Below are 12061 nucleotides of genomic sequence, written 5' to 3' on the forward strand. Positions count from 1 at the left end.
GCTCCCGGATCGACAGGTTCTTACGCCTCGTTGGCGACTACCAGGTAGCCCGCTTCTGCCACTGCTTCGCCGATCTCGGACGGTGAGAGCTCCTCGGTTGAGGTGATGGTGACGGTGGAGATCCCCCCGGCATTGAGTTCGACCTCGACAGCTTCAACTCCGGCGAGTGATTCAAGCTCTTCGCTGACGGACGACACACAGTGCCCACAGGTCATGCCTGAAACGTTGACAACGGTGGAGGTGGTGCTCATGGCGTGCTCCTTTGTAGGTGCCGGCGGGTGGCCGGCAGCGGTTGGTTACTGCTGGTGTGCTTGTGGGTGCGTGCTTCAGCGGAGGAGGCGGCCGATGGCCTCTGCCGCTTCCTTGACCTTGGCGTCAATTGCCTCAGCCCGGAGGCCGGCGTCCGGCTCTGCTGCTGCGCCTACGACACAGTGTCCGATGTGTTCTTCCACGAGGCCCAGGCTCACGGCGTGAAGTGCCTTGGTGGCCGCGGCGACCTGCGTCAGGATGTCGATGCAGTATTTGTCCTCATCCACCATCCGGGCGATCCCGCGCACCTGGCCCTCGATCCGCTTGAGCCGGCGCAGATACGCTTCCTTGTTCGCGGTGTAGCCATGAACCGCGGCCGCGGTTGCCTGTGATGTCTCCATACGGCCAAACTTATACCCTGTGGGGGTATGAAGCAAGTACCCCCTGGGGGTATAAAACCACCCCGGACTAGGCTGGCAGCTCCCTGCCGCTGGCCTAAAGTGGCCACAAAAAAGCTCCGGAGTGCGTTATTGGGGGATACGCACTCCGGAGCAGTCTTTGGGCAGATTCTCCCCGTCACGTTGGCCGGATCGCTCTGCTTGAACCAGCTTACTTGCCGGTATGCCGGTTCGCTACCACCTCGAATAACTACTTTCGCTTTATTATTCCGGCCGCTTCGGGAAGCACTTCGGGCAGCGCTTCAGGCAGCCCGCAGAGCCTCTCCCAGGTCACCCGGCCCTTTACGACGGTCTCACTCGCGGTCCTCGTGCGCGGGGCGCCGGTAGGGAACCAGCAGCACCGGCCGGCTTTGGTGGTGGGCAAGCCAATGACCCACCGAACCGCTTAGCGCCTCGGCGATCCTGTGGGACAGCCCCTTCTCGGACGTTCCGACGATGATCATGGGGGCGTTGCATTCCGCGGCCAGACGGGCCAGGGCCCGGGCGGGATCTCCGGCCAGGGTCCGCAGGGTCCACTCCACGGGCGTGCTGCCGGCGGCGGCGTCCGCGAGGGCTTCCCCGATGACCGCTTTGAGGCCGTTGGTCACTGCCCGGATGTCGTCGTCGTTCTGGTCGGGGTGAAGCGAGAGCCGGTGGGCGGACCTGGCAGGATCCCACTCCACCAGGTAGCTGGCCTCATCGACATAGGCGAATACGAGCGGTGCCGACAAGCGGGCTGCCAGCGTTGCCGCGGTCTGCAGCACCTCAGGATGCTGTTTGGGCATCACCCCGACCAGCAGCGGGGCGGGGCCAGTGAATCGTTCCGGCGTCATGAACCCATTCTCAGCCCGTATGCCGCGCTTGAACAGGGCATTTGCGCCGGATCGGTTCTTTCCTGTGCTGAACGGGCTGTGCTGGCCGGATGTCTTAGGGAACAGCCGGCGACGCCGAGACCACCACGTTCTTCCCCCACGGATCCTCCGTGTAGCAGCTGATCAGAACAACGCGGTCGGGAACGATGTCCCAGACAGGACTGTCCTTGAGGCCGGACTTCACGTAGGTGGTCACACTGTCCACGCGGTATCTGATGCTGCCCGTGGCTGTGACGACGTCGAAGACGTCACCCACTGTGGCGGCCGCGCTCAGGTGGTTGAAGGGGGCATCGCGGCCCTCCCAGCTGTGCCCGATGATGTACGTCGTGTTTCCTGATCCGTTCCCCGGCGTCCCGAACGGAGTCAGCCAGTAGCCGTCCATGGTGGTGGGCGGAACGAGGGTCCGGCTGGACACCGCCGAGGCGTCCGGCTCCAACGGATGGATGGCCGTATCTATTGCCGCGGAGGGATACACGATCCGCACGGGTGCGGACGCCTCGGGGAGGACGGGAGCCGCCGGGGTGGCTGCGCCCGGCGCCGGTTCGCCAACCGCCGTCGGTTCCGCGACGGCATCCGCCAGGGAACCCGTGACGGACGACGGCGGTGCGAGCGCTGCTGCCGGCGTAGCTGCTGCCGGCACGGCGGGTTCCCCGTGATTGAGCAGGGGAGCGCCGAAAGTGAGGGAAAGGAATCCCAGGATCCCGCACAACAGGATGGCAAGATCTCCCCGGTTCCAGCCACGGCCAAGCGACACCCGGCCGAGGAGGCCGCGGCGGAGCGACACACTGCTGATCAACACACGCCCGAGGAAGCCATGCGGTCCGGAGTGCTTAGCCATGTTGCCCCCTTGGTGATCGGCCGGCTTTGCCCGGTGGATTTGTATTCAGGACGGTTGCGTTGTGAGGGCAGGAGGTGCGCCGAGGGCGTCCCGCCAGGTTCGGCGGGACGCCCTCGGGATGGATCTTCGAAAAGCCGGCGGGGTCAGCCCGCCGTCGGAGATTCCGTGCGTGACCTCCGGCGGACCGCCACCATGGCGCCGGCGCCCAGCAGGAGGCCCAGGCCGGCCATCCACGTGGAGCTTTCCTCTGCCCCGCCCACCGCGGTCTGCGCGTTATAGCCCTGGTTGGTGCCGCGGACTGCACTGGCTGCCGCTGCGGGAACCTTGGCTGCAGGCTTTGCGGCCGGCTTGGTGGCCGGTTTGGTGGCTGAGCGCTGCGGCGCTGCCGACTGTGCTGCCGGCGTCTGCGCTGCCGGAGCCACCGCACCTGCCGCAGGTACCACTGCCGGCTGCTCAGCTGGCGGCGTTTCCTCGGCCGGGGGTTCTTCTTCGACTGGCGGCACGACGACTGGCGGAACGACGATAGGCGGCACGACTACGGGTGGAATGACCACGCCGCAGTTTTTGAAGGCATCAGCGGCCACCCAGTTCAATCCGTTAGGCAGAACGTCGTTTGGCTCGATGATGTCGTCAGGGTGTCCACTGTGGCCGTTGGGCCCGCCAACGCCCTGAGGCGCCAGGCTGATGATGCTCCCCTCGTGACAGATTGAGACAAGCTTTTCTTCTTGTTTATCGTTATCCGCGGAGGCCGGTACTGCGACACTGAACAATGCCAGCCCCACGACCCCCAAAGTTGTGATGGCTCGTTTCATGGTGTTTCTCCCCGTCAGTTTTGAAACGGACCACGGTTGGAGGGAGTAGCGACGGCTCTCGATGCCCCAACGACATGGCCAGCTTGCTTACCACTTCAGGCTAGGGGTGGGGGTACATCGCGGTCGCGAGTAGGGGGTACTCGTCTTTCCTCGGCTTTGACCTGCGACGATACCTGCAAGTACCCGGAAAAGGCCAAGTACTACTTGGACGTAGTGGGCCTTGAAGGAAGGCGGGACCGAGCATAACGTTGGAGCATATGAAAGGTGCGTGAGGGTCATGGAAATCTTCATGTGGTGGCTGGATCTGGACCTGCAAAGCAAGGAATGGCTCCGGGAAAACCTCCGCGCGGAGGAGTTGCCGCTCTTTGTCGTGCAGGGCATCGCCGAAGCCGGTGGGCCCCACCCGGACACTCCCGTCTCTGTCCTGACAGAAGCCGACTGGGATTTTGTCGAAACACAGTCGGAATTTGTGGACTGAATTCGTGGACCGGCGGGCAGCCGGGGGCCGGCTCAAGGGGTGGCGCCCGTCCACCTAGGTGAAGAAAAGCGTTGCGGCTGCCGGGCCCTGATGGTTGCATGGGGTGCATGGCAACCGCAGAGAGTTTTGTCTTGGCAATCGGGACCAAGAAAGGCCTGTGGCTGGCCACCAGCCAGGACAGGCAGCAATGGTCCTTCTCCGGCCCGCATTTCCTGATGAGCGAAATCCCCAGCATCGGAATAGACACCCGGGAGGGCCGCACGCGCATCATGGTGGGTGTCAGATCAGAGCACTGGGGACCAACGGTGGCCCACTCCGATGACTTTGGCGCCACGTGGTCCGAACCGGAACATGGCGCCATCACCTTCCCTGAAGACACAGGAGCCGCGGTGGAACGCATCTGGCAGATCTATCCGGACGCAGCGTCGCGCCCCGGCGTCGTCTGGGCGGGAGCCGAACCGATCTCCGTCTGGAAATCAACGGACGGCGGCGAGCACTTCGAGCTCAACCGCGGGCTCTGGGACCACCCCCACCGCAGCGACTGGGGTGCCGGCTACGGCGGCGCTGCTGCCCACTCCATCGTGGTGAACCCGGCCGGAGACAACGTCCACATCGCCATGAGTACGGGCGGGGTGTACCGCTCGCTCGACGGCGGGAGCTCCTGGGAGCCCAGGAACAAAGGGATTTCGGCCTACTTCATGCCGGACCCCAACCCCGAATTCGGCCAGTGCGTCCACAAAATTGCGGCAGATGCCGCCGTCGAAGGCCGGCTCTACGCGCAGAACCACCACGGCGTCTACCGCACGGATGACAACGGCGAGAACTGGAATTCCATCGCTGAGGGGCTTCCCGCCGATTTCGGCTTTGTGATGCTGACGCATCCGCGGCGCGAGGGAACGGCGTGGGTGGTTCCGCTGAAGGCCGACGGCGAGCGGATCCCGCCGGAAGGAAAGCTCGCGGTGCACCGCACCGACGACGCCGGAGCCAACTGGAAGAGGCTGGATACGGGCCTGCCCGAGCACGAGTACAACAGCGTCCTGCGCGACGCCGCCGCGGTGGATACGGCAGAACCGGCGGGCGTCTACTTTGGTACACGCGGCGGCACGGTCTACGCCAGCCCGGACGAAGGTGAGACGTTTGCCGAGGTGGCGGCCCACCTGCCGGATGTCCTGTGCGTTCGGGCCGCCGTCGTAGCTGGTGCTGCTGCCCTTGCCTGACATCAGCGTGGTGCTGCCCAGCATCCTCCAGCCCCTGGCCGGCGGGCAGTCGGTGCTGACTGCGTCCGCCGACGCGCCGCGGACAGTTGCTTCCCTGCTCGATGCGGTGACAGGGGATTACCCGGTGCTTGCCAGGCGCCTGCGCGACGAAACCGGTGCCCTTCGCCGGTTCGTGAACATCTACGTGGACGGCGACGAAGTGCGCCGGCTCCACGGCCTGGAGACCGAGGTGGCCCCGGGCCAGGAAGTGCTCATTATCCAGTCTGTGGCAGGGGGATAGGCAGTACCGCGGTGCCGCCCCCGTCCGGTACGGCCCTCAACAGGAAGGAACCGTCATGACCAACCAGAGCCTTCAGTCCGCCATCGACCAGCAGGGGGGCAGCGCGGTCGAAGTGTTGCGCAATGCCAAGTCCCGGCCCTTCACCTTTCCGGTGACGCCGGAGTTCAGCAACTGGCGCAGTGAGCAGGCGTCCTGGCGGGACTCGTGCGCGTTGCTGGACCAGTCGCACCACATGGCGGACCTCTTCGTCAGCGGCCCCGACGCGACGAAGTTCTTCACCTGGATCGGCACCAACTCGGCGGCCGCCTACCACGTGGGCCGGGCGAAGCAGCTGGTCGCCGTTAACCATGATGGCTTCCTCATCGGCGACGGCATCCTGTTCCACCTGGGCGAGGACTCGTTCGACCTCGTGGCCCTGCCCATGCTGAGCGACTGGGTGGAGTACAACATCATCACCGGCGACTGGAACCTTACCTTGGAGCGGGATGACCATTCGCTGATCCGCAAGGGTGATCCGAAGCTCTACCGCTACGAACTGCAGGGGCCGAACGCACTCGCGATCATCGAGAAGGTCACCGGCCAGCCGGCGCCGGAGCTTAAGTTCTTCCACATGGGCGAAGTGGCGATCGACGGGCGCCGCGTGGGCGTGCTGCGGCACGGCATGGCCGGGCAGCCGGGCTTTGAACTGTGGGGACCCTGGGCCGACGCCGCGGCCGTGCATGCGAAGCTCCTGGCGGACGGCGGGGAGTTCGGCATCACGCAGGTCGGTGCGAAGGGATACTCATCGGCGAACCTCGGGTCCGGCTGGGTCCCGTCACCGCCGCCGGCGATCTTCCAGCCCGAGCTAAAGGCGTACCGCGAGTGGCTGGACCTTTCGAAGGCGGGCTCGTTTGGCGGCAGCTTCTACTCTGCCGATGCCGCCGACTACTACGTCACGCCCTACGACATCGGGCTCGGCCGTTCAGTGTCCTTCGACCATGATTTCCTGGGCAAGGAAGCCCTGCATCGTCACTCGGAAAACCAGCGGCGGACCAAGGTCACCCTGTTGTGGAACAACGAAGACGTGACGAATGCCCTCGGCTCCATCCTGGGCGGCGGCATCCCCGCCAAGTACATCGAGCTGCCCAAATCGCGCTACGCGCTGTACCAGACTGACCGGATCCTGAAGGACGGCAAAACCATCGGGATGTCGCTCGACGTCGGCTACCTCGCGAACGAGCAGGCCTTCCTTTCCCTGGCCACGATCGACGTCGAGCATGCCCGGACCGGAACCGAAGTAGTGGTGATCTGGGGTGAAGAACCCAATTCCCGCAAGGCCCAGGTAGAGCGCCACCGCCAGGTCGAGATGCGCGCCAAGGTGGCTCCCGCACCATTCACCGAGTACGCGCGGGCCGGCTACCGCACGTCCTGACGAAGGGCGGTGAAGACTCGTTCCAAATCGTTGACAATTTCGTTTCAGATCCGTACCGTCGGTTTCGTGCGGACGTGACGGACGCGTCTATCCCGAGCAATGATGCGACAGGAAGGTACAGGGTGGCCGCAAGCCTGAGCCTGAAGGACGTGAACCTGCATTTCGGCGGCGTCAAGGTGCTGCAGGAAGTGAGCTTCGACGTGGAGCCGGGCGTCATCTTCGGCCTCGTGGGCCCCAACGGCGCCGGCAAGACCTCGCTCTTCAACTGCATCAGCGGTCATTACAAGCCCAACTCCGGTTCAATCACCATCAACGGCACCGAAGTACTGGGCAGCGCGCCGTCCCACCTCTCGCGCCTCGGGTTGGCGAGGACCTTCCAGCATCCGGCACTGCAGTTGCATTCAACAGTCCTGGAGAACGTCCTCCTCGGCGGCCACACCCGGCTCCCCGGAGGGCCCGTCTCATGGGCGCTGCGGCTCCCCAATACCGCACGTGCTGAACAGTCGATGCGGGTTGAGGCGCTTGAGCTCCTCGACCGCGCAGGCCTGGGATGGGCCGCGGACCGGCCCGCCGATGAGCTCTCGCACGGGCTCCACAAAGGCGTTGAGCTGTGGCGCGCCCTGCTCTCCAGGCCCTCCCTGCTGCTGCTCGATGAGCCGGCCGCCGGACTGTCCCACGCTGAGGTCCAGCAACTCATCGACACTGTGAAGCGCATCCGCGCCGAGCAGGACATCACCATTGTCATTGTCGAGCACCACATGGGGCTCATCTCGGCCCTCACCGACCAGGTGGTGGTGCTCGATCACGGCCGCAAGCTCATGGCGGGCACTGCGGCCCAGGCACAGTCGGACCCCCGCGTCATCGAGGCCTACATCGGGAAGGACGCCGCGGATGACGCTGCTTGAACTCGCCGACGTGACCGCGTCCTACGGGCCTGTGCAAGTGCTCGACGGCGTCTCGCTCAGCGTGCCGGAGGGCGGTTCCGTGGGCATCCTCGGCGCGAACGGGGCGGGCAAGACCACCACGCTGCGCGCCATCAGCGGCACGGTTCGCACCGGCGGGCGGATCATGTTCGACGGACGGGATATCCGCGGACTCCGCCCTGACCGGGTCGCTGCCCTGGGGATCGCCCACGTACCGGAAGGCCGCGGCACCCTGGGCCAGCTCAGCGTGCGCGAAAACCTCCTGGTGGGCGCCTACCTCCGCAAGGGCCGGCAGGAGATTTCCGCCGACGTCGACTACTGCCTGGACCTGTTCCCGCAGCTCCAGGACCGCATCGGCTCCCGGGCGGCGGCGCTGTCCGGCGGCGAACAGCAGATGCTGGCAGTTGCCCGTGCGTTCATGGCCAAACCGAAGCTGCTTCTGCTGGACGAAGCGTCCCTCGGGCTGGCGCCAAGCACCGCCAAAACAGTGTACGAGGCCATCCGGCGGCTGCGCCTTGAATCAGGCATCGCCATGGTGGTGGTCGAGCAGAACGCCAACCTCGCCTTCTCGCTCGTCGACACCGCCACCGTGCTGGAAACAGGACGCAACGTGCTGACTGGATCCTCGGCCGAACTGAAGGGCATGGACGAGATCCGCCGTGCCTACCTGGGAGGCTGACGACCATGGGTACCTTCATCCAGCTCGTGGTCGACGGCCTGGCAACCGGCTCCGTCTACGCGGCCCTGGCCCTGGCCATCGTGCTGGTGAACCAGGCGACCGGGCTGATCAACTTTGCCCAGGGCGGCCTGGCCGTGCTGTCCGCTTACCTCGCCTATGCTTTCCTGCAGCTCGGGCTCCCGCTCGTCCTCGCCATCCTCGCAGCCGTGGTGCTCTCGTTCTTCATCGGCGCGCTTGTGGAGCGGTTCCTGGTCCGCCGGTTCGAACGTGGCGACCCGGACACAGCAGTTGTGGTGACCATCGGTCTGCTGACCCTTGTCACCGGCATTGCTGCGATCATCTGGACCTATAACAACCTCAGCTTCCCGTCACTGTTCCCCCTGACAAGCGTTGAGATCCTCGGCGCCGTGGTGAGTGTGCGGTCGCTCGCGACGACGGTGTCCATCGTGGTGATCATGGTGGTCCTGCAGGTGCTCTTCCTCCGCACCAAGCTGGGGCTCGCGCTGCGGGCGGTGGCCGATAATCCGGACTCTGCTGCGCTATCGGGCCTGCCGGTGGGCCGGCTGCTGATGGTGGGCTGGGGCCTGGCCGCCACCCTTGGGGCGATCGCAGGCATCCTGGTCGCTCCCCAGCTGACGCTGACTCCCGGCATGCTTGATACAGCGCTCGTCTACGCGCTCGCCGCCGTCATCCTGGGCGGGCTGAGCAGCCCGGTCGGCTGTGTCGTCGCCGCATGGGCAATTGGCGTGCTGGAGAACCTCGTAGCCGTTTACGTCCCCCTGATCGGCCATGATCTGAAGATCGCAGTGCCGTTTGCCCTGATTTTCGTCATCCTCATCCTGCGTCCGCAAGGCCTGTTCGGGCGAAAGCTCGTGGTGAGGGTCTGATGAGCAAGGCATCAACGGTCCTCAGCAGCCGGTCAGCCCGGATCGCCATCATTGCGCTGCTCGCGATTGTGCTGCTTGCCGCGCCGCTCTTCCTCCCGCAAATTGCAAACCTGACCCTGGTCCGCATCGGTGTGTACGCCGTCGCGGTACTGGGTTTGAACATCGTGATGGGCTACACGGGGCAGGTCAACCTCGGGCAGATCTTCTTCGTAGGGCTCGGGGCCTACGTCACCGCCTACGGGGTCAACCAGGAATGGAACATCGTGGTGGTGTTCCTCGCTGCCTGCACCGTCGCGGGCCTTGTGGGTTTGCTGGTGGCTCTCGCGGCTGCCCGCCTGGGCGGCCTCGCGATCGCGATGGTCACTATCGCCCTGCCGATCGTCGGCGTCCCCCTGGCCAAGCGCCTGGATGAATTCACCGGTGGCTCGCAGGGTATTTCGGCCCGCTTTTCTGATGCACCCGAGTGGTCGAATCTCTATAACGACCAGTGGCAGTTCTACATCATCCTGCTGGTAACGGTCATTGCCTTCCTCCTGGCCCGGAACCTGGTACGCGGCAAGTACGGCCGGGCGTTCGGAGTGGTCAAGGAAAACGAAGCCGTGGCCGCATCCATGGGTGTCTCGCCGTACCGCACCAAAGTGTTGGCCTTCACCATCGCCTCGATCTATGGAGGGGCCAGCGGCTTCCTCTACCTGGCCGCCGTGCAGTACACCTCACCGGAAACCCTCAGCTTCGGCCACTCCATCAGCCTCCTCGCGGCCATGGTCATCGGCGGCGCCGGAAGCATCGTCGGCTCGCTGATCGGCGGGGCCTACTACGTCCTTGTTCCGCAGTGGACGAACGCGATCGACCCAAGCTTCACCACGCTCAGCCAGGGTGCCATCCTCCTTGTGGTGTTGTTCCTGCTGCCTGAAGGACTGGTCAGCCTGCCGCGGGTGCTCCGCAGGCTGGCCCGGCGGCCTACGGCCCGCCCCGCACAAGGTAATCCCCCGCAGACCACTCCGGCGCCTCATCCAGTCACGGAGGCAGCGCCGGAGCGACTCGAAAAAACAGAGAGGCAAGATCGATCATGAAGAGTAGAAAAAAGTCAGGCGGGGTTCTCGGCATCGTCGCGATGGCATCGATCGCCGCGCTCTCCCTCACCGGATGCACCCGGACGGCCCCCGGTGAAGGCGGCGGCGGCTCGGCAGCGGCACCGGGCATCACAGACACCGCGATCACACTCGGCGTCACAACCCCGCTCAGCGGCGCCACCGCCGGCCCCGGCACCTGCACAGTTGCAGGCGTCACCGCCTACTTCGGCTCCGTAAACGCGGCCGGCGGGGTGAAGTTCGGCGACGGCAAGACACGCACGGTCAACATCAAGGCCTACGACGACGCGTACGATCCGCAGAAATCGCTGGCGAACTTCCAGCAGATGGTCTCCGACAACATGTTCGCCGTGACGGCCGGGCTGGGCACACCGACCAACCGGGCCTTCCGCGACGCTGCCATCAGCGCCAAGGTCCCGCAGGTGCTCGTGATGACGGGCGACCCCCTGTTCAGCGACCGGAAGAAGAGCCCCTGGCAGCTCGGTTTCGTGCCGATCTACCAGAACGAGGGCGCGGCCTTCGGCAAACTGCTGGCGGAGTCGAAGGCCCAGCACAAGGTCGCCTTGCTGTCGCAGAACGATGACTACGGCAAGGGCTACGTTGCGGGCTTCAAGGAGGCCATCAAGGGTGCGTCCAATATCTCCGTCGTCGGGGAACAGACGTACGAGGCCACCGACACGTCGGTGGATGCCCAGCTCACCCAGCTGGCGTCGTCGGGCGCGGACGTCTTCTTCAACGCGATGTCCATCACTCCGCTCGTGATCTCCTCGCTGCAGAAGGCACAGCAGATCGGCTGGAAGCCCAGCTGGTTCCTCCCCTCGAACACGTCTAGCCCGACGGCCATCCTTGAGCCCGGCGGTGCCGTCGCCTATCCCGGCGTCTACACCGTTTCATTCGCCAAGGCGCCGCAGAGCCCGGCATTCGCCAAGGACGCCGACGTCGTGAAATTCCTTGCCGATCTGAAGCAGTACGGCAACTATCCCGACGTGCCGGCATTCCCGCACTGCATGTGGAGCTACATGGTGGGGGCCACGCTGGAGCAGGCCTTCAAGGACATGAAGGAGCCCACCCGCGACAGCTTCATGACCTCGCTGCGGAACATCAAGGGCCTGAAAGCGCCGCTGATGCTCGAAGGCACGGCGGTGGATACCACTGCCGACGGCCAGCCTGCGGTGTCATCGGTCCTCGTGCAGAAGTACAACGGGAAGGGTTACGCCACGGCAGAGAACTTCGGGTAGCTACACGCGGGCGGAGTTCGGGTCAGACCGGACTCCGCCTCCGGGTACGCCGCCGGAGTGTTCCAGCTCATCGATGAGCCGGATTCCGCGTTTTGCCCACGCGATCTCGCTGCGGGCACGGTCAACCAGGCCCTCATACGTGAACCGTTTGAACGCGATGGTGCGTTCGCGGTCCTCCGGTTCAGTGACGGCGAGGCGCCGGACCAGCATCGGGTTGGCGACTTCGTCAATCCTCAGGAGCTCGCCTTCCCATTGAGCCAGTTCACGTTCCCACTGGGCGATATGGGCACGGAAGAACTCACGTCCGGCATCCGGGGTCGCCGCTTCCAGGTAGGCGGCACGAAGGTGGGCGGGATCCCGGACCCGCGCATACTCCAGCGGCGTGTGCATCCAGGTGATAAAGGCCCGGTCGCCGGCAGCTGTCACGTGATAGACGCGCCGGGTGGCCCGTTGGCCGCGCGGCTGCTCCTCACCCTCGATGAGGTTCTCGGCCTCCATCTTGCGCAACTCGGGGTAGATCTGGGAGTCGGGCGCATGCCACACGTGCCCGACGGACAGGGAGAACTGCTTCTGCAGCTCATAGCCGGAGAGCGGCCCCACCCGAAGCAGCGCAAGCAGCGCGTATCGCAGGCTCATGGAGGACTCCTTT

15 protein-coding genes are annotated in these 12061 nt (G+C 65.1%); 9 read left to right on the top strand and 6 right to left on the bottom strand.

Annotation, left to right across the window (positions count from 1 at the left end; all coding sequences use genetic code 11):
- Positions 1–20: 20 nt before the first annotated feature.
- The 5 genes from ABIA70_RS17870 to ABIA70_RS17890 all read right to left on the bottom strand — a co-directional run bounded on the left by ABIA70_RS17870 (position 21) and on the right by ABIA70_RS17890 (position 3208).
- On the bottom strand, positions 21–251 hold the full coding sequence (locus ABIA70_RS17870) for a heavy-metal-associated domain-containing protein (RefSeq protein WP_354148913.1): 231 nt from the start codon (positions 249–251) through the stop codon (positions 21–23).
- Positions 252–326: 75 nt separating this feature from the next.
- Positions 327–650, bottom strand: a complete 324-nt coding sequence (locus ABIA70_RS17875) for a metal-sensitive transcriptional regulator (protein WP_354148914.1) — start codon at positions 648–650, stop codon at positions 327–329.
- Positions 651–1000: 350 nt separating this feature from the next.
- The gene (locus ABIA70_RS17880) at positions 1001–1519 is read right to left on the bottom strand and encodes a universal stress protein (protein ID WP_354148915.1); all 519 of its coding nucleotides are present in this window, start codon (positions 1517–1519) and stop codon (positions 1001–1003) included.
- A 94-nt stretch (positions 1520–1613) separates the two neighbouring features.
- A complete protein-coding gene (locus ABIA70_RS17885) occupies positions 1614–2396 on the bottom strand; it encodes a class F sortase (protein WP_354148916.1) in 783 nt (260 codons plus the stop codon).
- A gap of 143 nt (positions 2397–2539) precedes the next feature.
- Entirely contained in the window at positions 2540–3208 is a 669-nt protein-coding gene (locus tag ABIA70_RS17890) for an LPXTG cell wall anchor domain-containing protein (protein WP_354148917.1), read from the bottom strand.
- 277 nt (positions 3209–3485) lie between these two features.
- Here ABIA70_RS17890 and ABIA70_RS17895 point away from each other — a divergent pair, with 277 nt between their 5' ends.
- From ABIA70_RS17895 to ABIA70_RS17935, 9 genes are all read left to right on the top strand, one after another.
- Complete coding sequence (locus ABIA70_RS17895; protein ID WP_354148918.1) at positions 3486–3686, top strand: hypothetical protein; 201 nt, start codon at positions 3486–3488, stop codon at positions 3684–3686.
- A 98-nt stretch (positions 3687–3784) separates the two neighbouring features.
- The gene (locus ABIA70_RS17900) at positions 3785–4903 is read left to right on the top strand and encodes a WD40/YVTN/BNR-like repeat-containing protein (protein WP_354148919.1); all 1119 of its coding nucleotides are present in this window, start codon (positions 3785–3787) and stop codon (positions 4901–4903) included.
- Positions 4896–5183, top strand: a complete 288-nt coding sequence (locus ABIA70_RS17905; RefSeq protein WP_354148920.1) for a MoaD/ThiS family protein — start codon at positions 4896–4898, stop codon at positions 5181–5183. The genes ABIA70_RS17900 and ABIA70_RS17905 overlap by 8 nt, the downstream gene beginning before the upstream one ends.
- A 55-nt stretch (positions 5184–5238) precedes the next feature.
- The gene (locus ABIA70_RS17910; protein ID WP_354148921.1) at positions 5239–6594 is read left to right on the top strand and encodes an aminomethyl transferase family protein; all 1356 of its coding nucleotides are present in this window, start codon (positions 5239–5241) and stop codon (positions 6592–6594) included.
- Between the two features lie 122 nt (positions 6595–6716).
- Complete coding sequence (locus tag ABIA70_RS17915) at positions 6717–7499, top strand: ABC transporter ATP-binding protein (RefSeq protein WP_354148922.1); 783 nt, start codon at positions 6717–6719, stop codon at positions 7497–7499.
- Positions 7486–8196: an ABC transporter ATP-binding protein gene (locus ABIA70_RS17920; RefSeq protein ID WP_354148923.1), complete on the top strand. Its 711-nt coding sequence runs from the start codon at positions 7486–7488 to the stop codon at positions 8194–8196. The genes ABIA70_RS17915 and ABIA70_RS17920 overlap by 14 nt, the downstream gene beginning before the upstream one ends.
- Positions 8197–8201: 5 nt before the next feature.
- Positions 8202–9083, top strand: coding sequence for a branched-chain amino acid ABC transporter permease (locus tag ABIA70_RS17925; protein WP_354148924.1), 882 nt, complete (start codon positions 8202–8204; stop codon positions 9081–9083).
- Positions 9083–10156, top strand: a complete 1074-nt coding sequence (locus ABIA70_RS17930; protein ID WP_354148925.1) for a branched-chain amino acid ABC transporter permease — start codon at positions 9083–9085, stop codon at positions 10154–10156. Before ABIA70_RS17925 ends, ABIA70_RS17930 begins: the two co-directional genes overlap by 1 nt.
- Positions 10153–11412 carry an ABC transporter substrate-binding protein gene (locus tag ABIA70_RS17935; protein ID WP_354148926.1) on the top strand — a complete coding sequence of 420 codons (1260 nt, stop codon included), beginning with the start codon at positions 10153–10155 and terminating at the stop codon, positions 11410–11412. The genes ABIA70_RS17930 and ABIA70_RS17935 overlap by 4 nt, the downstream gene beginning before the upstream one ends.
- Here the strand turns inward: ABIA70_RS17935 and ABIA70_RS17940 are convergent, their stop codons facing one another.
- The gene (locus tag ABIA70_RS17940; protein ID WP_354148927.1) at positions 11413–12048 is read right to left on the bottom strand and encodes a PadR family transcriptional regulator; all 636 of its coding nucleotides are present in this window, start codon (positions 12046–12048) and stop codon (positions 11413–11415) included.
- Positions 12049–12061 lie beyond the last annotated feature (13 nt).

It is taken from the genome of Arthrobacter sp. 754 (assembly GCF_040548695.1).
Taxonomy (GTDB): Bacteria; Actinomycetota; Actinomycetes; order Actinomycetales; family Micrococcaceae; genus Arthrobacter.

Bases quoted from the DNA above. Each gene is read 5' to 3' on its own strand.
- ABIA70_RS17940 (WP_354148927.1), bottom strand. From the start codon at position 12,048: ATGAGCCTGCGATACGCGCTGCTTGCGCTGCTTCGGGTGGGGCCGCTC.
- ABIA70_RS17880 (WP_354148915.1), bottom strand. From the start codon at position 1,519: ATGACGCCGGAACGATTCACTGGCCCCGCCCCGCTGCTGGTCGGGGTG.
- ABIA70_RS17890 (WP_354148917.1), bottom strand. From the start codon at position 3,208: ATGAAACGAGCCATCACAACTTTGGGGGTCGTGGGGCTGGCATTGTTC.
- ABIA70_RS17910 (WP_354148921.1), top strand. From the start codon at position 5,239: ATGACCAACCAGAGCCTTCAGTCCGCCATCGACCAGCAGGGGGGCAGC.
- ABIA70_RS17870 (WP_354148913.1), bottom strand. From the start codon at position 251: ATGAGCACCACCTCCACCGTTGTCAACGTTTCAGGCATGACCTGTGGG.
- ABIA70_RS17935 (WP_354148926.1), top strand. From the start codon at position 10,153: ATGAAGAGTAGAAAAAAGTCAGGCGGGGTTCTCGGCATCGTCGCGATG.
- ABIA70_RS17885 (WP_354148916.1), bottom strand. From the start codon at position 2,396: ATGGCTAAGCACTCCGGACCGCATGGCTTCCTCGGGCGTGTGTTGATC.
- ABIA70_RS17895 (WP_354148918.1), top strand. From the start codon at position 3,486: ATGGAAATCTTCATGTGGTGGCTGGATCTGGACCTGCAAAGCAAGGAA.
- ABIA70_RS17920 (WP_354148923.1), top strand. From the start codon at position 7,486: ATGACGCTGCTTGAACTCGCCGACGTGACCGCGTCCTACGGGCCTGTG.
- ABIA70_RS17930 (WP_354148925.1), top strand. From the start codon at position 9,083: ATGAGCAAGGCATCAACGGTCCTCAGCAGCCGGTCAGCCCGGATCGCC.
- ABIA70_RS17875 (WP_354148914.1), bottom strand. From the start codon at position 650: ATGGAGACATCACAGGCAACCGCGGCCGCGGTTCATGGCTACACCGCG.
- ABIA70_RS17900 (WP_354148919.1), top strand. From the start codon at position 3,785: ATGGGGTGCATGGCAACCGCAGAGAGTTTTGTCTTGGCAATCGGGACC.
- ABIA70_RS17925 (WP_354148924.1), top strand. From the start codon at position 8,202: ATGGGTACCTTCATCCAGCTCGTGGTCGACGGCCTGGCAACCGGCTCC.